A 20304-nucleotide genomic window follows, 5' to 3' on the forward strand; every position below is an offset into this window, starting at 1 on the left:
GCCGCCGTTGCTCATCCATCAGCTAGCCAGCTCAGCCTAAGAATGAAGAATTGAAGGACACTAGATGACGGCCTCACCCCGTGCGTCCAAGGCGGTGCAGAGCCCTGAAACCATGCGGCGCAATAATCTGTCTGTCATTCTCACCTTGTTGCACCGCGAAGGCAGGCTATCGCGTGCCCAACTTACCGAGCGCACCGGTTTTAACCGTTCCACGGTCGGCGCACTAGTCGCCGAACTTTGCGAGCTGGGGCTGGTCTTCGAAAGCGAGCCACAAGCAGCTGGCAGGGCTGGCCGGCCCAGCCCGCTCGTTCATCCCAACGACAAAGTCGTCGCGGTCGCCATCAACCCGGACATCGATGCCGTGCATGTTGGGCTTGTCGGGCTCGGCGGCAAGGTCCATCGCAGAATTCGCTATGAAGCCGCCGCGAAACCGACTCCTGTTGAAACCGCCAACATCAGCAAGGCAATTCTTGACGGCATGCGCGCGGATATCGATGTGCTGGATCGCATCGTCGCCGTGGGCGTAGCGGTGCCCGCTCTGGTGCAAGACAGCGACGGAAAGATCCTCCTCGCACCGCACCTGCAATGGGCGAATGAATCCTTGTCGTCATTGCTGGAACCCGCGCTCGGACTTCCGGTACTCGTAGGAAACGACGCAACCCTAGGCTCCGTTGCCGAAAGCATTCACGGTGCCGCGCAAGGTTACGCCAATGTGCTCTATCTCAATGGAAGCGCCAGTGGCATTGGCGGCGGCATTCTCACCGGCGGTGCCCCGCTTCGTGGAGCCTCGGGCTTTGCCGGAGAACTGGGGCATACCTTGGTCAGAACCGGCGGGGTCCTCTGCCATTGCGGGCGCCGAGGTTGCCTCGATGCCGAGGTGCGGGTTGAAAGTCTCTTGGATATCCTCCAGTTCGACAGCGCCGACCTAGACTCTCTTGAGCAGGCAATTGCCGGCAATGAGTCCGCGCAGCTTCACCAAGAAATCGACCGGCAGATTGATCTGCTGTCCGTGGCGCTTACCAATTTCGTTAATATATTCAACCCAGAAATGATCGTCCTTGGCGGTTTCTTGGGAACCATCTACGCAATGCGCGCCGAACGGTTGACCGATGCGGTCTCCAGCGGCCCCATTGCAGGGCTAGGCCGCGAGGTCAGAATCAGAAAGGCTGTGCTGGGTTCGGATCTATTGCTCATTGGCGCCGCCGAATTGGCATTCGCCCAATTGCTTTCGGACCCAGCCGGGTACAGGGCCGCAGACCAGACGCCCTAGCGGTTTGCCTGCCGCTGCCCGTAGCCTCGGGCCGACAATGCCGCGGTCAGCTGGTCAACAGTTGGCGCACCTTGCAGGCCATCCGGCGTCGGATAGATGCGGCAAGCGAGTTCGCGCGTAGTCGCCGCCGGAAAAAGATCAATGCCTCCTGCAATGATCGTTGGGGAACCGGCAAAACCAGTGCCAAGCGTCTCGGCGCTTGTTTTCAAAACGTGTTGCAGTATCGGCGTATTCCTGACTCCGAGTGCTTCGAGGGCAGCGCCCAGTCGCTCGGCCGCAAGGGCGGAGTTGGGGCAATTCTCGATAACCAACAATTCGATGCGCATACGTACATTCTCCTCGAAGGATCCAGAGATCCAGGAAGTTCTGGATTCGCTATCCCGGCTGCTGCTCGGCTAAGCGATGCGGGGATTCACGGTGCTCAACCGCTTAACCCAGCGACACGCTGAGATGAAAACAATTCCTAGCCAGCGCAGTTGCTGTTGCAGAATTCAAGTATGGGCACCAACGACGAAATCGATCATGGCCGCGACACGCTACGCTACGTCAGGCTAGCTCTGCTGGTCCTACCGCTTTTACTGGTTGTTGCCATCGTGATTTATGGGCTTTTAAACGGAAAAGTTGAAGACTCGATCAGTTCCTACTACTTGGGACCTAGCCGGGACCTATTCGTCGCAATGCTTGTCGCCACCGGAGTAATGCTCGTAGTTTACAAAGGCGCGCCCCTGGAGGACTATGCCCTGAACCTTGCCGGTTTCTACGCGATATTTGTAGCCTTGGTTCCAACCCGGCTGGGCGAGACGCTCTCCACGCTGACCCCGCACGGTCAACTACAGCTGATCCGCTCCGTGCAAATATCGGTGTTTGCCGTCCTCGTGGTTTCCGCGGTATTTGTCTGGCTTGAATGGAAAACTAGCAAGTGGTCGCCGCGCTCGTTGCACTTCAGCACGCTCAGTAAAACTTTGACCCTCGTCAGTACCGTGCTGCTGATCGCGTTTATCGGCTTGCTGTTGTGGCGCAGCATCGAAGGCACAGACTTTGCCGGTGTTCACTATGCTGCCGCGTTTCTATTGATTATCAGCATGGGAGTAGCCATCGCCAGCCATCTGGGGCGCGAAGACCTCTGCGACACCGATACCAGCGGTGGGCGTTCAACCCAGTACGCCGTCTTGCTGGTACTCATGGCTTTGGGCATCGTCGGATGGCTCGTGCTTACCCTCATGGGCGTAGCGCAGGCGCTATTTATCATCGAGTGGTACGAGATCGGCCTCTTCACCTATTTCTGGTATTTGGAATCTCGAAGACTGTGGAACCACCCCGCGCAGGCATAGGCCCCAACAGTGGATCCCTTTAGCGCCCTAGGCGGGCGTGAGGCTTCAAACATCCGGCAGGAATACTCAAAGGCAAAGGCCCCGATTCTCGCAATGAGAACCGGGGCCTTTTGAAAGCTCCTCCAACTGGACTTGAACCAGTAACCCTTCGATTAACAGTCGAATGCTCTGCCAATTGAGCTATGGAGGAATGCAACGAGATATAACTTTACCCGACGCTCAACCAAAAACCAAAACTGGCCGCTCAGGTCCCACGGAGGATTCGGCGACGCATCTCAAGTTCCATAAGTTCGCGGTTGATCTGGGTGTATTCCTCCCCTTCGGGTTCCATTTCGGCCCGCTGCAACCGGCCAATGAGCTCGGCTTTGCGATGTGTGATTTGAAGCTCAATCAGCCCATTGATGATGTCTGAACAATAGCGGGACAAGTTGTGCTCATCGGAGGCCGGAATGCTGGTCACCGCAAGCTCGGAGACGAAAGAACGCAACTGTTCGGGCACCTCATCACGAATCACCTCGACCCACGACGATGCCGAAGCGCCTACCGCACTGGCAGCCACCACCCCGTCGTGTACGGCAGCGTGCGCCGGAGCCATGAAGCGGGCCTCGTAAAAGGCTTGCCACTGCTCTTCACTGAGCCGGTGAGGTTGCTGAATGACAACTTCCAGCGCCTGACGCTCCAAACGCATCACCGGATCACGCTTGTCGGGACGTTCGAAGGCGTTGCCGGGCTGCTCTTGCGCCTCCCCCGCAGCCTGGGCGCTACCGGCGGCCGCCTGGGTGTTCTTAGGCAGCCGGGCGCGTTTGATGGAGGCGGCAACCGAACGGTTCACGTCTTCATTGTTCATGCCCAGCCAGCCGGCCAGTTCACGCGCGTAGGCCGGACGGATCGACGAGTCACGAATCTGCGCGAGGATCGGTGCGGTCTGCCGCAGGGCCTGCACACGGCCTTCAACGGTGTCCAGATTGAACTTCTTCAGCTCCGCGCGGATCGCGAACTCGAACAGCGGGCGCTTGAGCTCGATCAGTTCACGCACCGCTTCATCCCCGCGATGCAAACGCAGATCGCAGGGATCCGCACCGGTCGGCTCAACGCACACATAGGTTTGCGCGATAAAACGCTGGTCTTCTTCGAAGGCACGCAAAGCCGCCTTCTGCCCGGCGGCATCGCCGTCAAAGGTGAAGATCACTTCGCCACCGGTACCGTCATCCTGCAAAAGCCGCCTGGCGATCTTGATGTGGTCGGTGCCGAAGGCGGTGCCACAGGTCGCCACCGCCGTGGTGATCCCCGCAAGGTGGCAGGCCATCACGTCGGTGTAGCCTTCGACAACGACGATTTGTCTGGTCTTGGAAATCTGTTTTTTAGCCAGATCCAGCCCGTAGAGCACCTGCGATTTCTTATACAACTGGGTCTCGGGGGTGTTCAGGTATTTAGGGCCCTGATCATCCTCGTAGAGTTTGCGCGCGCCGAAGCCAATCGTGGCACCTGACAGGTCGCGGATGGGCCATACCAGTCGGCCACGGAACCGGTCGTAGATCCCGCGGTTGCCTTCCGAGAACATGCCGGTGAGTTTGAGTTCCTCGTCGGCAAAACCCTTTGAACGCAGGTGCTTGAGCAGCGCGTCCCACCCCTTGGGTGCGTACCCCACGGAGAAATCGGCTGCCGCCTGAGGCTCGAAGCCGCGCCCGTTCAGGAATTCTCGAGCGGTTTGCGCCTCGTCGCTGGCTAGCTGGGTGCGGAAGAATTCCTCGGCCACCTTATGGGCGTCGACCAGTCGCTGGCGCTTACCGTATTCTTCGCGGCGGGGCCCGGTTCCGCCATCCTCATAATGCAGCTCGTAGTTGATGCGAGCCGCCAGGGATTCAACGGTCTCGGTGAATGAAGAGTGGTCCATCTTCTGGATGAACGCAATCACGTCCCCGGACTCGCCACAGCCGAAGCAGTGGAAGGTTCCCAGCTGAGGGCGGATATGGAAGGAAGGACTGCGTTCATCGTGGAACGGGCACAGGCCCTTGTAGGAGCCCACGCCCGCGGATTTGAGCGTGACATAGGATTCGACGACCTCACGAAGGTCGATGCGGTTACGCACCTCGTCGATGTCTTCTCGTTTAATCAGCCCTGCCATGTTTCCCATTCTAAGAAGTTGCGCGCCGCCTAGGCTGCGCGCGTCACGGGCTGTGCATGATGCTCAGCCTAGAAAAGCTTCGGTTCGAAACTCTCGCCCTTGACCAGCGCCGTGTGCCATTCCAGGGCCGAAGCGTCGGTCAACGAGGCGACCTGATCGATGATCACCCGCAAACGTTCATGCGAGTCCGCCGCGTCCTTGTAGTCGGCGGCGAAGATGGAATCGAGGTATTTGTCTTCCTTATCGGATAACAACTCCACCAGGTCGGTGAGTATTTCCCGCTGCCGCGCATAGATTGGCTGGCGCTCTTCGTTGGTCATCACGAAGTTCGCGGCAATCCCCTTCATCACCGCGATCTCGTGTTCGGTTTCCTCGGGAACGATCAGCTGTGCGTTGTACCGGGTCAGGCTTCCCTGCCCGTACTCGCTGCGCGTGGCGTCCATGGCCGCCTGGCAGAACCGTCCGATGAATTGGCTGGTCATATCCTTGAGCGCCGCTCGTGCCCGGCGTGAGCCGTCGGCGTGCGATACCCACTCGGCCGAGGCTTCCAGGCGAGCCAATGCCGCCTCGATATCTGACTCGTTCGTGGTGGGCAGGTACCAGTCCTTGGTCACTTGCAGGGCGCGGTCCCTTTGCGCGGATTCGAGCAGCCAGCGCAGTTGCAGGCGCCCTCCGACTATCGCGTCTTCCACGTCATGCACCGAGTAAGAGATGTCATCGGCCAGATCCATGACTTGGCCTTCCATGCACACCTGGCCGAGCACCGAATCCGGGCCGCTGCGCAGCCAGTCGAAGACCGGCCGGTCATCGGTATAGACGCCGAATTTCTTCGTCTTCTTCCCGTTTCGCATCGGCGCATCTTCACGCAGCCAAGGGTACTTGCACGAGGCGTCCAAGGCAGCTCGTGAAAGGTTCAGCCCGGCCGAATGGCCGTTATGACGGAAGGTCTTGGTCTCCAGCCGAGTGAGCAGGCGCAGGGTCTGCGCATTGCCTTCGAAACCACCGATGTCCTTGGACAGCTTGTTCAAGGCTTTCTCACCGTTGTGGCCGAAGGGCGGGTGGCCTAGGTCGTGGGCCAGGCACGCGGTGTCTACGATGTCGGGATCGCAGCCCAAGGCGGCCCCGAGTTCGCGTCCCACCTGCGCCACTTCCAGGGAGTGGGTCAGCCTGGTCCGCACGAAATCGTTCAGCGTGGGTGAGACCACCTGGGTTTTGGCGCCCAGCCGGCGCAGCGCCGAGGAGTGCAAAACCCGGGCGCGATCACGTGCGAACGCGGTGCGATACGACTTCTTAGCCGGTTCGGGCACCCAACGTTCCTGATCAGCTTCGGTATATCCGTTGATCTCGGTCATATAAAGAGTCTAGTGACTTTTTGGGTCACTCGTTCACTTATCCACCGGAGATGTCTAACTCAGCTGCCTTGATCATGACCCGATGCTCATCGGACATCTCACGCGAGCTCAGCCAGCCGTCTGGCAGGTGGGTTTTCTTCGGCGTTCCGGCACGTCCACGGGTCCCCTCGGCGGCAGAGCCCGGGTAGCCCAAATCCAGATCGAGTTCATTCAGCAGTTCGCGCAGGCGCTCCAAGGACGGCACCTGGGCCAGCTGGGCGCGGATATCGCCGCCCACCGGATAGCCCTTGAAGTACCAGGCAATATGCTTGCGGATGTCGCGCATCCCCTTGCCTTCATCCTCGAAGTACTCGGCCAGCAGCTCTCCGTGGCGGTACACGGTGTCCGCCACTTCGCGCACGCCGGGGCGGAAACGCTGCGGCCGCCCTTCGAAAGCGGCCTGCAGATCGCCGAAAAGCCACGGGCGCCCCTGGCAGCCGCGGCCCACCACGATGCCGTCGACTCCGGTCTGCTCGACCATCTCGATGGCGTCTTCGGCACTGAAGATGTCTCCATTGCCCAGCACCGGAATATCCGGCAGGGCTTCGCGCAAGGTGGCGATGGCTTCCCAGTCGGCCTTTCCTGCGTAGTACTGGCGGGAGGTGCGGCCGTGCAGGGTGACTGCGGCGGCGCCGTGGTCACGAGCGATTTTGGCCGACTCGATGTACGTCAGGTGGTCCTCGTCGATGCCCTTGCGCATCTTGATGGTCAACGGCACCTCGCCCTTGGCGGCCTCGGAGGTGGCCGCTTCGATAATGGAGGTGAAAAGGTCCGTCTTCCACGGCAGCGCAGCGCCACCGCCCTTGCGGGTAACCTTCGGGACCGGGCAACCGAAATTCAGGTCGATATGGTCGGCGCGGTCTTCGTCGATGACCATGCGCACCGCGGCGCGCACGGTATTCGGGTCCACACCGTAAATCTGGATGGAGCGCAGCTCCTCATCCTCGTCGTGGGAGATGATGCGCATCGACTCGGCGTTTCGCTCCACCAGGGCGCGTGCGGTGACCATTTCGGTCACATACACGCCGCCACCGTATTCACGGCACAGTCGACGGAACGCTCGGTTGGTGATGCCAGCCATGGGGGCCAGGATCACCGGGGTTTCGATGGTGTGCTTGCCCAGCTGTAGCGGGGGCAGCTCAAGGGCCGGAACGTCGGTCGACTCGGTGGTTTGGGTAGCAGAAAGGATCGTCACACAACCATTATCTCAAACCCGAGCAAATCTCGGGTGAGATCTATATCAAATCGCAACCATGCGTAGCTGGATTATCTTATATCTAACAGGCAGAATTATGGGATGACAAGTAATTATTCGCGCGTACGGCTGTCATTGATAGCCCTTGGTGCGCTCTGTGTGGCATTGGTTATAGCCGCCCTGATCTCCGTTGCCCTGCGCCCCGCGGCCCCGTTGCTTGCCGAGAACACCCCGGAGGGCGCCGTCCAGCGCTACATCATGGCCATCGCCGACGCCGACATGGATACCGCGAAGAATTTCGTTCATAACGCTGCAGACAAGCAGCTCTGCGACCCCTTGTCTGCAGAGCTGCGCGACCCCGAGGTGAGCCTGATAAAAACCGTGATTACCGGCAACAGCGCCGAGGTCCACGTGACCTTCAACGATGACACCAGCGCTGTTTACGATTCCTTCTTCGGCATGTACGCGTACCAGGATTCCTTCCAGCTGACCCAGGTCGGCTCGGACTGGAAAATCCTGGTTGCCCCATGGCAGGTCAATATGTGCACCGACGAAGAAATGCTGGGGTACTAGCCATGAGCAACCCCACCACGCAACGGCCCAATCACGCGGTGGCCGGGCAAACGGTGACCAGCCTTCGCCAACTAATTCTGCACGGCTTGTTGTTCATTTTGCTCATGGTCCTCGGCTCGGGGCTTTCGACCCTGATCTCGATGCTCTTGCGTGGCTTCGTTCCGGCCTACAGCGGATCCACCGAACTCGCGGTGGGACTGTCTTTCACCTTGATCGCCGGCCCCCTCACCTGGCTGCTGTGGCGCACGGTCCGAAAAAACCTCCAACAGGTCAATCCGGTTGACGCCGCTATTTGGTCCTTGCAGGCCGCGGCCGTGTACGTGCTTGCCCTGGCAATGTCTTCAATATCCTTCCTCCGATTATTCGCCGAGCTGGTCGACCCCAGGAACGGCACCGGCTGGCAGTCGTTGCTGGGCGCAGGATTGGGCTGGGGCCTGGTTTTTGTGTGGCAGTACCGCTTGATCAATAGCCCGAAGTACGCACCCACAGAGCTCCCCTCGCTCGCTCCTGCGCTGGGTTCTGCCTACGCCCTGGTACTGGCCGGCATTTCGTCCGTGCACTTGGTGCAGCGTGCCGTCAGCGAGCTCCTTTCACCGCAGGAAATCCTGCTAGGAGCGCCCACCGCTCTCCCCCAGTTATTGGCGGCTGCAGTCTGGACGTTTGGCGCACTCCTCCTATGGTGGTGGCATTGGACAGTGCAGCGCGTGCACAGCATGGTTGATGATTTTACGGATTTCAGCTACGTCATCATCGGAATTTCTTTGCCCGCGGTGTTCTCGCTGCTCTGCGCGGCGGGGCTACTGTCCCTACTGCTCCCGCTACCCGTGGGGTCGGACACCTGGGTCGAGGACCTCACCATCGACGGCCCGCCATTAATCGCCGGGCTGCTGGTCAGTTTAATCGTGTGGATCTATCATCAGGCAAAATTGAACACACGCGGCACGTGGTCAGCGGAGGTTTCCCGGCAGATCGTTAGCGGCGCGGCACTGGCCATCGGCGCCAGCGGTTTGGGCATGGTCATCAACGCCCTTCTGGCCTCGCTCGCGGTTCCGTTCTCCACAGGCACCTCGGCATCGGTGCTCCGCGCCGGAATCGCGTTCCTGGTCGTCGGCGCGCTAGCTTGGGTGTTTTTCTTCCGCCCCATGGCACCTGCCAAACCGGCCTCCCGACGCGTCTACCTGGTGATGTTCTTCGGTTGCAGCGCACTGGTGGCCCTGATTTCGCTGCTTGTTGTTGGCTACCGAATCTTCGAATTCCTGCTGATTAACACCGGCTCGGGAAGCCTCTTGGAGATGATCCGAGCACCTTTCGGCTGGCTAGTTGCCACCGCGCTGGTTGCCACGTACCACTTCTTCTTGTGGCGTTCGGATCGCCAGCTGCTGAGCTCCATGTCCTCGGAGAATCTCCCGGCAGCCGAAATTCCACGCAGCCTGATGATCGTTGCGCCGCAAGGCTCCGATTACCTGCTCGAAGGACTGCGTCAACTGAAGCACATCCAACTTCACTGGGTGCCCTGCACAGGCACTGCTCCTGCGCAGGACGCCCTGGACCAGCTGCTCACTGAAGTCTCCACCCGAATCGATTCTGAAGCGTCCGGGCTGCTGGTAACCGTTGACTCTTCCGGCAAAGCGCAATTCGTCTCACTGGCCTGAGCCCAGACGCGACCCGAATAGGAAATTCCAGCCCCGGTTGCGACCTGCTTCTCCCCGCCATCGTGCCCTATTTCAGGGCACGATGGCGGTTTTTTATCTCAATGCAATTGCTCAGCGCCAGCCGATGGATCAAATAGAGCATTTCATGCACACCGCGTGAAGCGCGGTACGCCTGCCGCTCGAGCAAGGCGTTTCAGCGAAGTTAGTTAGGGCACCCAACACTGGGTCCTCCAACCCAAATTTCTTCATAGCTCGTCCATCATTCCAAGCCGGCGACCGGTTATTCGACCGAGGGGCCACGGGGTCCCCGTCGTAATCTTGCGATACTTCCGAATAAGAAGATGATACTGTTTTCTTTTGTGCCATCAGATAGGTGAGCATTACCTAACTCAAGAAGGTCTGATGCGAACTCCGACGCAGATCTCCGCAGAGCCCGAGGAATTAGTCCCAGGGGTCGAACCCGCTCCGGCGACCGATGAGGCCGTCGCGTCCCTGCCTGGCCTTGCTGCCCCCGAAGCAAATTCAACTGAAACCCGTACCGGTTTAGCTGCGAGCAATGCGACCCGCGCGGTTGGATTCGCGCTAGCACTCGCAGCGCTCGGCGTATCGGTGCTCTTGTCGCTCGCTGTTGGCGCTAAGTGGATTCCGGCCGTCGAGGTATTCCGGGGTTTAGCAGGCCTGGGCACCCAGGAAAATTTAGTGATACTCAACGAACTGCGCGTACCGCGTACGTTGGTCGGCCTCATGGCTGGGCTGGCGCTAGCCGTGGGCGGCGCGTTGATCCAGGCCTTGACCCGCAATCCGCTCGCTGACCCGGGAATTCTTGGTGTCAACGCGGGTGCCGCCTTCGCGGTTGTCCTTGCAGTTGCCGTATTCGGCATCGTCTCCATCGCCGATTACATCTGGTTCGCATTCGGTGGAGCAATCATCACCACGATGCTGGTGTATCTCATTGGCTCCCGTGGACGGTCCGGCGCTACACCGATCAAGCTGACCCTCTCGGGAGTTGCCTTGGGCGCCATGCTCGGCGGGATCTCAAGTGGCATCACGTTGCTGAACCCGGAGGCATTCGACCGGATGCGGTATTGGGGCGCCGGTACCTTGAACAACCGGACCTTGGATATGGTCTGGGTGATCCTGCCTTTTGTCGTGGCAGGATTATGCTTGGCCTTTTTCTGCACACGCTCGCTCAATGCGGTTTCGCTGGGTGAGGACATGGCCCGCGCGTTGGGAAGCAACGTCACGCGAACCCGCGTAGCGGTCATCGTTGCGGTGACATTGTTGTGCGGCGCCGCCACCGCGGCTGCCGGCCCCATCGGGTTCGTGGGGCTGATGGTTCCGCACATTGCCCGATGGATCGTCGGCGCGGATCAACGGTGGATTGTCCTCTATAGCCTGGCGTTGGGACCGGTGCTGCTTTTGGTCTCGGACGTCATCGGCCGCGTAGTTGCTCCGCCCGGCGAGTTGCAGGTCGGCATCGTGACGGCCTTCGTGGGCGCGCCGGTGCTGATCTGGCTGGTCCGCCGAAAGCAGGTCAGCGGGCTATGACCACCACTGGCAACACTCTCGCTTCCGCTCAACGCGTGGATTTCGGCCCAGGGCACACGGTGCTTTCATCGCCTGGCGGCCGCTTCTCGCTCCGCGTGCAGCGCCGTTCGATCATCGTCTGCGCGATCTTTATTGCGCTCGGTCTCGTGCTAGCGCTCTGGGCCCTAGCCACAGGCGAAATAACTTTCTCGGCCACAGAGCTTCTGCGTGCCCTGCTCGGCACCGGCAGCAGCTCGAGCGAGCTGGTGGTGCTCTCCTGGCGCTTGCCGCGGGTAGTCATGGCCCTGGCGCTTGGCGCGGCCTTGGGTATCAGCGGAGCGATTTTCCAGTCGCTGACTCGGAACCCTTTGGGCAGCCCGGACATCATCGGGTTCAACACCGGCGCATACACCGGCGCCTTGGCGGTTATTTTTCTCGCTGGCGGAGGATATTTTCAGATTGCCGCTGGGGCACTTCTCGGAGGCCTGCTGACGGCTGCGTTGGTATATCTCTTGGCTTATCGCCGCGGGTCCCAAGGTTTCCGGTTGATCATCGTCGGGATTGCGTTCAGCGCCATTCTCGCGTCGCTGAATACTTGGCTGATCCTGCGTGCCGGGCTCGAAGAAGCGATGTCCGCGGCCGTCTGGGGCGCCGGGTCGCTCAATGCGATGGGGTGGGAACACGCACAACCGGCGTTGCTCGCGGTCACCGTCTTTTTCATCGCCGCCGCCATGCTGGCCCCGCGGATGCACATGCTGGAGATGGGAGACGACGCTGCCAGCGCGTTGGGCATTCGAGTTGAGCCCGCCAGGCTCCTGCTGATGGTGGTCGGCGTCGGCTTCACCGCACTGGCCACGGCCGCCGCCGGGCCTATTTCGTTTATCGCCCTGGCCGCACCCCAAGTAGCCCGGCATTTAACGCGCAGCGCGGGAGTCCGCATGGGCTCATCGGCCATTCTCGGTGCGGTGCTCTTGCTTTTCAGCGACCTGATGGCCCAGCGCCTGGTTCCGGAGACCGCGCTACCGGTCGGCGTGGTCACGGTCAGCGTAGGCGGCATTTATTTGATCTGGCTCTTGCTCCGCGAGGCGAAAAGAAGTTGAAAGGCAATAAGTTGCAGATGAGAACAAGCCAGCCATCGGTTCGAGATCCCCAGCTCACCAATGCCCCTGGCCGTCTTGGGGAGGCAACCACCTCTCGGCTAAGCGGCCACGATCTTACTCTGGGCTACGAACAGCGCACCATCTCCCAGGAGCTGAACGTCGCGATCCCCGACGGATCATTTTCCGTCATTATCGGTCCGAACGCCTGCGGCAAATCAACCTTGCTGCGCGCGCTGTCGCGTCTGCTCAAGCCCCTGGCCGGGCAGGTTATCTTGGACGGAAAACCGATCCATAGGCTTCCTGCCAATGACGTTGCCAAGCGGTTGGGGCTGCTCCCCCAGTCCTCGATTGCCCCGGATGGAATCACCGTCGCAGATCTGGTGGCTCGCGGTCGCTACCCGCATCAGAAGCTACTCTCGCAATGGTCTGCAGCGGATGAGAGCGCGGTGCTCGAAGCCCTGCTAGCGACCAATACGGCCAGCCTTTCACGCAGGCTGGTCGATGAGCTCTCCGGAGGACAACGCCAACGCGTCTGGGTCGCGATGGTGCTTGCGCAGCAAACCCCGCTGCTGCTACTGGACGAACCCACCACCTACCTCGATATTTCGCACCAGATAGAAATCATGGAGCTCTGCCGCCAGCTCAACCGCGGCAAGGGGCACACGGTGGTCGCGGTGCTCCACGATCTGAATCACGCATGCCGTTATGCCAATCATCTGATTGCCATGAAGGACGGCGCCATCGTGGCCACCGGTGCGCCGTCCGAGATCGTCACCGAAGAGCTGATTCACGAGGTCTTCGGGCTGCGCTGCCGGATCATCGAGGACCCCGTATCCCGGACGCCGCTGGTCGTTCCCCTGGGTGACGTAGAGAGCTGGGCCTAGCGGCTCGTCAACACCACCAGAATATTGCCTTGGCCGGCCGGCTCCGGACGCGCCGCACCTAACCGAAAGATGAACCGAATATGACTGCACCTACCCGACGCACGCTGCTGACCATGCTCAGCGCCGCCTCAATCATCGCGCTCACCAGCTGTGGAGCGCAGAGCGCTGAAAATGCGAGCACCGGCGCTTCGCCCGAGACCCTGCACGGCTCGTGGTCGTTTACCGACTCGTTCTATGAGAAGACCACTACCCTGGACCAGCTGCCCGAATCGATCGTCGTGGATTCCTACTCCGCGGCCGCGCTGTGGGACTACGGCGTCCGCCCCACCGGTGTCTTTGGCTATGGACTCACCGAAGAAGGCGGACTTTCGGTAGGCAACGCGGATGTCAGCCAGATGACGATCGTCGGCAAGGACGCGGAGTTCAACCTGGAGAAGCTGCTCTCCTTGGACCCCGAGGTGATTATCGGCTACGGCAACTCCGAAGGCACCGGCTGGACCTGGTGGGATGAGAAGGTCCAGGGCGAAGCTACCGCCACCGCACCATACCTGCCGATTAAATCAGGCGGCCGCCCGGTTCAAAGCGTCATCGAGGACTATGCCGCCCTAGCCGAAGCGCTCGGCGGTGATACGAACACCGAGTCGGCGGTGCAAGACAAAACGGCTTTCACCGAGCGGCTCGAGACGCTGAAGGGCATCGCCGCCGAAAAGCCCGGGCTGAGGATCATCGCGCTCAACGGTTACGATGAGCTCTACGTCGGTCAGAAAACCATCGGCCAGCTCGCCTTGCTCGAGGACCTGGGATTCGAAATAGCCGGCCCGACCGCCGATAGCGGGTGGGCCTCACTGAGTTGGGAAAAGGTTAGTGATTACCCGGCAGACGTGGTGCTCAGCTACTCGGGGACGGCAGCACAGGTCAAAGACCATCCGGTGTTCTCCTCACTGCCTGCGGTGCAGTCCGGCCAAGTCGTGGAGTGGGATGACAAACGCCCCTACACCTACGCCAGCTACGTGCAGTGGTTCGATCAGCTCATCGACATTCTCGAAGATGCCAAAACCTTCGGTTCCTAGCAGCTGGCCGGCTCGAAGGTGTTGCCCACATCTCGGCACGAGATCCGGTTTCCGCCCGTTTTAGGGCGAACGCGGGAACCGGATTCGTTGCCGTCCGGGCGGTGCCTGCCACCGGGCTCACCGGCTGGTAGCCGATTGCGGCGTTCATCCCGTGGCAGAAATCGGCTTAGGCTTGAGCCATGACTATTCGACTGGTTGCCTTGGAGCCCGCAGAGTTCCCAGCATGGATGGAACGAAGCGCCAGCGAGTATGCCGCCGATCTGGTCTCGTTGGGAAGCACCACCGAAGCCGCCAGGTCGCAGGCGGAGCTTACGCTCCGCGGGGCGTTTCCCACGGAGCGCCCCAATTCAGCGAATGCGGTATTTAATCTGATCGACGAGAACGGATCTGCGGTCGGCTATATCTGGGTCGGACCGGATCAGTCGAAGGATCCGACCTCTTGGTGGGTGTGGGACATTGTCGTCGACTCCGATGCCCGCGGCAGGGGACATGGCAAGGCAGGCATGCTGCTGGCCGAAGATTATGCGCGATCGCAAGGAGCGTGCACCCTGGGGCTGAGCGTATTCGGCTTCAATCGCTCGGCGCGAGGGCTCTATGAGTCGCTCGGATACGAAACCACAAGCGTAAAGATGCGAAAAAGTCTCGTGGCCGAATAGGCACCCGGTGCCCGGTCATGCGCGCAGCCCGGGGCCGAGCCCAAAGCGCCGTAATCGCATCGGCGGTCCTGATGGCCCGTCAGCCATAGAGAGCAGAATCCCCTAGTTGCGCTTGCGGGTGAGTTTTCCGGTGCCGCTGACCGATGCGAGCGCTACCGCGAGCAGGGTCAGCACGGTGCCGGCTACCGTGGCAAAGCTAATCTGCGACCCGTCGGTGGGTACCAGCAAATCCATCAGGAGCGAGCCGAGCAGCTGGCCGCAGATCATGCACAAGCCGGTGAACAGCACCCCTAGATGCTTGACCATGAATGCGGAGACGCCGATAAAAACGCATCCAAGCAGCCCGCCGACGTAAAACCACCATTGGCTTGGCGGGGCCCCGAGCGGGGAAACAGCGGGCAGGCGCACCAGCAAGATCACCGCGAGCATCAAGCTGCCCACGACAAAGTTCATCAGTGTAGCGGTTATCGGGGTGCCATAAGCTTGGGCCTGCACCCCGTTGGAAGCCGATTGGAATCCCATGAGTATGCCCACCACGAGTGAGAAGATCATGGGCAGCAGCAGCGTGGTCAGCTCGATGTCCGTATTAATGCGTGGGCTGACGGCCCAGATTACTCCGATCACCGTGAGCGCCGCCCCGGCCAAGCGCAGCGCACTGATCTTTCGTGGCCCCGCCGGACCGAAGCCGATCCGGTCCACGATCATCGAACCGACGGTCTGGCCGGTCACCAGGCTCACGGTAAATAGCGCCACGCCAACCAACGGAACCGCGGCCGACTGGCTGACCACCACAAATCCGCCTACCGCGCCGGCGGCCAGATACCACCACGGGAATTGACGCTCGCGGATGACGCGGGGCACCGAGCGCGCGGCCCGGCGGGCGCCGGGGACCACAAGGTGGATGATGGTCAATGCCACCAGCCCCACCAGAAAACTGACCAGCGCGGCGGCAACCGCGTCGCCCAGCTCAACACCCAAGGCACCGTTGACGCGGCTCTGAATCGGCATGAGCAGTCCGGTGGCCACGGCGATCAGCAGATACACCAGCTTCAGGCCGGGGCTCAAGGTGGTGCTAAGCGAATTGTTCACTCGTGGTTCTTTCTCAGATACTAGGCAAATGCATTGCGGGGAAAGCAAAGGCGGGACCCTGCCGGGTCCCGCCTGGGAACTACTTAATTGGCGTAGTCGCTCGCCAGAATGTGCGTCGTTGAGATGATCGTTGCCTGCTCAACGGTGGCCAGGGCATCCACCAAGGAGGAAAGCACGAACATCGACGAGTCGACCTCCAGCTTCACCGGGTATTGGTAAACCAGCATGGCAACCAGGTCGCGAACCGACTCGGCCACCTGGTCATCGCTGAATGCCGGGTTGGAGCCCACCAGCACGTCGGTGGGTGATTCCGCGCGGGCCGGGATATAGCTGATCGCGAAGGCCAGGATCTTTCCGCCTTCGCTGCGTGGCTTGTCGCGCAGCACGATGGCGCCCTGGGCGCCGGTGCTTTCGTCGAGCAGCATCTTCTGCGCCGAGCCCACGGTCATCTTCGCCGGGTCCCACTGGTGGGTGGCGTTGTAGAAGTCCATCACAAGCTTGGTCAATTCGACGCTGCCGGTAGCGATATCCTCGATGACCCGGTCGTTGTTGTCAAAGTCCGGTTCGGCCAGCGCACCGGGTTCCAGGATGACGTCCCGCGATACCTGGATCTCTCCCAGTCCGAGGGCCGCACAGAAACCGCCGGCGGCCTGCGCCGGGTCGCCGGCGGTCACGGTGTACCGCGACTTCAGCTCGGTGCTTTCCCCGGCCGGAATCAAAGTCCGCAGCTGCGCCACCAGCTCGGTGCCCACGCCTTGGCGGCGGTGGGTTGGGGCCACCTCCACGTAGAGCCACAAACGCTGCGGGTGCAGCGAGGAAGCAAAGATCACGCCGGCGCCGATAGCTACGGATTCGCTGGTGGCCACCAGGGTGCGCGAGAACGGCGCATCGCTGTCCTCGCGCAGCATGGTGCGGTCCTGGTACGCCTGCGGAGACAGCGGATCGCCGAAGATCTGCAGCAATTCGAGGTCATCGCCCGAACGCCAGGCGCGGAATGCTAGATCGCTCATGCGCCCTAGGCTCCGTTCAGACGCTCGGATAGGTAGGTCGTGACCTGGTCAAGGGCCACGCGTTCCTGCGCCATGGTGTCGCGTTCGCGGATGGTGACCGCGTGGTCATCGAGAGTATCGAAGTCCACGGTGATGCAGAACGGGGTGCCGATCTCATCCTGGCGGCGGTAGCGGCGGCCAATGGCGCCGGCGTCGTCAAAATCGATATTCCAGCGCTTGCGCAGCTCGGCGGCCAAGTCCTTGGCCTTCGGGGACAGCGATTCGTTGCGGCTCAACGGCAGCACGGCCGCCTTGACCGGCGCCAGGCGCGGGTCCAGCTTCAGCACGGTGCGCTTGTCCACGCCGCCCTTGGTATTCGGTGCTTCGTCCTCGGTGTAGGCATCCACCAGGAAAGCCATCATGGAACGGGTCAGGCCGAAGGAAGGCTCGATCACGAATGGCACGTAGCGTTCGCCGGAGGCCTGGTTGAAGTACGACAGATCGGAACCCGAAGCATCCTTGTGGCTGGTCAGGTCGTAGTCGGTGCGGTTGGCGACGCCCATGAGCTCGCCCCATTCCGAGCCCTGGAAGCCGAAGCGGTACTCGAAGTCGATGGTGCCAGCCGAATAGTGGGCGCGGTCGTCTTCCGGCACGTCGAACTGGCGCAGGTTCTCCGGGTTGATGCCCAGATCCAGGAACCAGGCCCAGCAGGTGTCAACCCAGTGCTTGAACCACTGATCGGCGTCTTCCGGAGCGGTGAAGAACTCGATTTCCATCTGTTCGAACTCGCGAGTGCGGAAGATGAAGTTGCCTGGGGTGATTTCGTTGCGGAACGCCTTGCCGATCTGGCCGATGCCAAAGGGCGGCTTCTTGCGGCTGGCGTTGAGCACGTTGGCGAAGTTCACGAAGATGCCCTGCGCGGTTTCCGGGCGCATGTAGGTCATGCCGGCTTCGGTATCCACCGGGCCGAGGAAGGTCTTCATCAGGCCGGAGAACTGCTGCGGCTCGGTGAACTGGCCTTTGGTTCCGCAGTCGGGGCAGGCGATCTCGCTCATGCCGTCCTTTGGATCACGGCCCTTCTTGGCTACGAATGCCTCGATCAGGTGATCTTCGCGGTGGCGCTTGTGGCACTGGGTGCACTCGACCAGCGGGTCGGTGAAGGTCTTGACGTGTCCGGAGGCTTCCCAGACAGCCTTAGGCAGAACGATGGAGGAGTCGAGCCCCACCATGTCTTCGCGTCCGCGCACGAAGCTCTGCCACCATTCACGCTTGATATTTTCCTTCAGCTCGGTGCCTAATGGCCCGTAATCCCATGCGGATCGGGAACCACCGTAAATTTCACCAGCCTGAAAAACGAATCCGCGACGCTTCGCGAGGGAAATAACCTGATCAAGCTTGGACTGTGGCGCCATCTTCAACTCCAAAGGAAAGTACGAGGCCGCTGGTTGCGGTCCGTAGGAAACACATACCGGTTAAGCCTATCGTGTCTGCTCGGGCTGGCGCACACCAAGGGATATTCCCTTGCGCTTCGCGCCTGACATCGTTTGGGCGGTCGCCAGTTCCTTGCTCTCGGGGCGCCCAGAATTCTGCCGCCGTCGTGCGGAATGCCAGATTTAGCCATACCTCGGACGATGCGCTGTCGGCTCCACCACAGATACGGGATTTTCCAGAAATTCATTTATGCGCGCCGTCCGATGTGCGCGATGATAGAAGCATGGCAAATTCCGAGGTATTCTCCATCCAGATCCGCGACGAATCGATTCGTCTGGGACAGCTGCTCAAGCTCGCTTCGTTGGCAGAAGACGGCATTCACGCAAAGCAACTGATCGAAGAGGGCCTTGTACGGGTCAACGGCAAGGTCGAAACGCGCCGCGGCGCTCAGATGCGCCAAGGCGACAAGGTCACCGTCCAAGGCGAATCCGTCGTTGTCGAAACAGCTTAGTTCGAGGTAGTTGAACACCCCTTTGTGGCGGCGGCTAGGAGTTCCAGGCCGCCGCCACGAGTCTTTGCAATTCCGCGAGGCTCAGGCCGGAGGCCTTTGCGTTGCCAGCGAGTGCGCGGGTTTCGGAGAGCAGCGCGGTGGTGAGAATCTGTCCCGGATTCACTCTGGTTCCGTTGGCTCGCCCGGTGCGCACCAGGCCAGCGATTTCAAGTTCCTTATACGCCTTGGCCACCGTACCTACGGCAACACGCAGGTCACCTGCGAGCTGCCGCACCGGAGGTAGCCTCGTCTCGGCGGCGAGCTCCCCACCTTGGATCATCGCGGCAAGCTGGGCTCTGATTTGTTCGGATGGCCCGCTGGGATCCGAAGGGTCAAGGGTGATCACGCGCTTACCCCCTCCCCTATTTCTTTATCCGTCGCCTTGAAAATCGTGGCAATCCAGCCAGCCAGCTGACCGAGAAGTATTGCACCGACGACAAGCACCAACAGCCCCAGGCCCGCAAGGCTCAATGCCAGTGCCGCGTTCCACAGGTCCGTGGAACCTTCGGGTAGGGCTCCGCGTGTGTAGGTTTCGCCAACTACAAAATTCAGCGTGTAACCAGCGTTGTAGATGGCTGACGCAGCCATGGCGAGCAACGGCAACAACTGAAAACAAAGCATTGCGCTGAACCCGGTGCTCAGCACGTAAGCATTATGTGTGCGCACCGCGTTGTCGAAACCTTGGAGCGCAGGGCTGCGCAGGCTCGGACGCCGAGCATTGCGGTTCAACGCCCACAAGGTCAGTAGCGCCCCCAGCACGAGGAACACCAGCAGCGGAATTCCGTAGTACCAGCCGGGGAATGGCCCCGTGGCGCCGTCACCGAGCGACACCTCGGTGACCATCATGTTTTCGTCGAGACTGGCGCCGTTGGCGGAAGCGTAGGGCAGCATGCGGTATCGCCCCCGTTCGTCCGTGGAGGATGCTAAGCCCGCAACGAGCAGTCCGATCAGGGTGGCACCGAGCATCACTCCAGGGACAATTATCCCCCAAGCCGGGCCAAACATTCCCGTCGATCGCGGAGTGAGGTCTGCGCTGACACGCGCGCCGTTCCCTTCTTCGGCACTAGCGAAATCGTGCGGGATGGGGAAGATGATAAAAACAATGGCTACCAGTATCCAGATGCCGGCTGGAGCCGCGACAAGCTGCAGCCCATTGGCCTTCGGGAAAGCTTGATTGAGGTAAATTGCCCAAGTGCCAGCAAGTAGCGCAACTATCAGCGCCGCCATGTTCCGTGCACGCACGGCTCGCAGCACCTTCCCCGCAATTCCCGCTTCGGCGGCGGCGCCGCGATGCGCCAGATTCACCAGGTCAGCCCGCCGCTGCGATAACACGCCACGACGAATCAGCAAGGTCAGGGCAAGCCCGAATCCTATTAGCACCAAGAACGGCAAGACGTTGCTCATGTGAATTCCTCACGTGATGAGAGGCGCACCGGCCTCCCGCTTGTATCATTGGAACAATACAAGCAGG

At 60.8% G+C, this 20304-nt stretch carries 19 protein-coding genes and 1 tRNA gene; 10 read left to right on the forward strand and 10 right to left on the reverse strand.

The genetic code is table 11. The features are described from left to right. Positions 1 to 64 precede the first annotated feature (64 nt). The gene (locus CQ017_RS11060; protein WP_105553751.1) at positions 65 to 1270 is read left to right on the forward strand and encodes an ROK family transcriptional regulator; all 1206 of its coding nucleotides are present in this window, start codon (positions 65 to 67) and stop codon (positions 1268 to 1270) included. On the opposite strand, the gene CQ017_RS11065 is transcribed toward CQ017_RS11060, so the two are convergent. Further along, positions 1267 to 1596: a thioredoxin family protein gene (locus CQ017_RS11065; protein ID WP_105553752.1), complete on the reverse strand. Its 330-nt coding sequence runs from the start codon at positions 1594 to 1596 to the stop codon at positions 1267 to 1269. The two genes, CQ017_RS11060 and CQ017_RS11065, sit on opposite strands and share 4 nt — an antisense overlap. Positions 1597 to 1767: 171 nt before the next feature. Here CQ017_RS11065 and CQ017_RS11070 point away from each other — a divergent pair, with 171 nt between their 5' ends. Next, the gene (locus CQ017_RS11070; protein ID WP_096287451.1) at positions 1768 to 2601 is read left to right on the forward strand and encodes a hypothetical protein; all 834 of its coding nucleotides are present in this window, start codon (positions 1768 to 1770) and stop codon (positions 2599 to 2601) included. Positions 2602 to 2718: 117 nt separating this feature from the next. Here CQ017_RS11070 and CQ017_RS11075 read toward each other — a convergent pair. The 4 genes from CQ017_RS11075 to dusB form a co-directional block, all read right to left on the reverse strand. Continuing rightward, positions 2719 to 2791, reverse strand: a tRNA-Asn gene (locus CQ017_RS11075). A 54-nt stretch (positions 2792 to 2845) separates the two neighbouring features. Beyond that, a complete protein-coding gene (gene dnaG, locus CQ017_RS11080; RefSeq protein ID WP_096287453.1) occupies positions 2846 to 4726 on the reverse strand; it encodes a DNA primase in 1881 nt (626 codons plus the stop codon). Positions 4727 to 4794: 68 nt separating this feature from the next. Next, on the reverse strand, positions 4795 to 6078 hold the full coding sequence (locus CQ017_RS11085) for a deoxyguanosinetriphosphate triphosphohydrolase (RefSeq protein WP_096287455.1): 1284 nt from the start codon (positions 6076 to 6078) through the stop codon (positions 4795 to 4797). Positions 6079 to 6115: 37 nt separating this feature from the next. Beyond that, positions 6116 to 7312, reverse strand: coding sequence for a tRNA dihydrouridine synthase DusB (gene dusB / locus CQ017_RS11090; protein ID WP_176484221.1), 1197 nt, complete (start codon positions 7310 to 7312; stop codon positions 6116 to 6118). 102 nt (positions 7313 to 7414) lie between these two features. Between dusB and CQ017_RS11095 the strand changes: the two genes are divergently transcribed. The 7 genes from CQ017_RS11095 to CQ017_RS11125 all read left to right on the forward strand — a co-directional run bounded on the left by CQ017_RS11095 (position 7415) and on the right by CQ017_RS11125 (position 14774). After that, the gene (locus CQ017_RS11095; RefSeq protein ID WP_146112474.1) at positions 7415 to 7885 is read left to right on the forward strand and encodes a hypothetical protein; all 471 of its coding nucleotides are present in this window, start codon (positions 7415 to 7417) and stop codon (positions 7883 to 7885) included. A gap of 2 nt (positions 7886 to 7887) precedes the next feature. Then, positions 7888 to 9537, forward strand: coding sequence for a DUF5671 domain-containing protein (locus CQ017_RS11100; RefSeq protein ID WP_105553754.1), 1650 nt, complete (start codon positions 7888 to 7890; stop codon positions 9535 to 9537). Positions 9538 to 9939: 402 nt separating this feature from the next. Next, positions 9940 to 11085, forward strand: a complete 1146-nt coding sequence (locus tag CQ017_RS11105; protein ID WP_105553755.1) for an iron chelate uptake ABC transporter family permease subunit — start codon at positions 9940 to 9942, stop codon at positions 11083 to 11085. Beyond that, positions 11082 to 12164: an iron-enterobactin ABC transporter permease gene (gene fepG / locus CQ017_RS11110; protein ID WP_105553756.1), complete on the forward strand. Its 1083-nt coding sequence runs from the start codon at positions 11082 to 11084 to the stop codon at positions 12162 to 12164. Before CQ017_RS11105 ends, fepG begins: the two co-directional genes overlap by 4 nt. Before the next feature lie 17 nt (positions 12165 to 12181). After that, complete coding sequence (locus CQ017_RS11115) at positions 12182 to 13048, forward strand: ABC transporter ATP-binding protein (RefSeq protein ID WP_105553927.1); 867 nt, start codon at positions 12182 to 12184, stop codon at positions 13046 to 13048. Positions 13049 to 13128: 80 nt separating this feature from the next. Continuing rightward, the gene (locus tag CQ017_RS11120) at positions 13129 to 14118 is read left to right on the forward strand and encodes an ABC transporter substrate-binding protein (RefSeq protein ID WP_105553757.1); all 990 of its coding nucleotides are present in this window, start codon (positions 13129 to 13131) and stop codon (positions 14116 to 14118) included. 179 nt (positions 14119 to 14297) lie between these two features. Continuing rightward, positions 14298 to 14774: an N-acetyltransferase gene (locus tag CQ017_RS11125; protein ID WP_105553758.1), complete on the forward strand. Its 477-nt coding sequence runs from the start codon at positions 14298 to 14300 to the stop codon at positions 14772 to 14774. Between the two features lie 102 nt (positions 14775 to 14876). Here CQ017_RS11125 and CQ017_RS11130 read toward each other — a convergent pair whose 3' ends face one another. The 3 genes from CQ017_RS11130 to CQ017_RS11140 all read right to left on the reverse strand — a co-directional run bounded on the left by CQ017_RS11130 (position 14877) and on the right by CQ017_RS11140 (position 18264). Next, on the reverse strand, positions 14877 to 15863 hold the full coding sequence (locus CQ017_RS11130) for a DMT family transporter (protein ID WP_096287469.1): 987 nt from the start codon (positions 15861 to 15863) through the stop codon (positions 14877 to 14879). 83 nt (positions 15864 to 15946) lie between these two features. Continuing rightward, the gene (locus CQ017_RS11135; RefSeq protein WP_105553759.1) at positions 15947 to 16873 is read right to left on the reverse strand and encodes a GNAT family N-acetyltransferase; all 927 of its coding nucleotides are present in this window, start codon (positions 16871 to 16873) and stop codon (positions 15947 to 15949) included. Between the two features lie 5 nt (positions 16874 to 16878). Continuing rightward, a complete protein-coding gene (locus tag CQ017_RS11140) occupies positions 16879 to 18264 on the reverse strand; it encodes a glycine--tRNA ligase (protein WP_105553760.1) in 1386 nt (461 codons plus the stop codon). A gap of 302 nt (positions 18265 to 18566) precedes the next feature. On the opposite strand from CQ017_RS11140, the gene CQ017_RS11145 reads away from it, so the two are divergent. Next, a complete protein-coding gene (locus CQ017_RS11145; protein ID WP_105553761.1) occupies positions 18567 to 18794 on the forward strand; it encodes an RNA-binding S4 domain-containing protein in 228 nt (75 codons plus the stop codon). Between the two features lie 34 nt (positions 18795 to 18828). Here CQ017_RS11145 and CQ017_RS11150 read toward each other — a convergent pair whose 3' ends face one another. Then, complete coding sequence (locus CQ017_RS11150) at positions 18829 to 19179, reverse strand: GntR family transcriptional regulator (protein WP_105553762.1); 351 nt, start codon at positions 19177 to 19179, stop codon at positions 18829 to 18831. After that, positions 19176 to 20237 (reverse strand): hypothetical protein, encoded by a 1062-nt coding sequence (locus tag CQ017_RS11155; protein WP_105553763.1) that lies wholly within the window; start codon positions 20235 to 20237, stop codon positions 19176 to 19178. The genes CQ017_RS11150 and CQ017_RS11155 overlap by 4 nt, the downstream gene beginning before the upstream one ends. Positions 20238 to 20304 lie beyond the last annotated feature (67 nt).

The organism is Arthrobacter sp. MYb224, from assembly GCF_002975455.1.
GTDB lineage: Bacteria > Actinomycetota > Actinomycetes > Actinomycetales > Micrococcaceae > Glutamicibacter.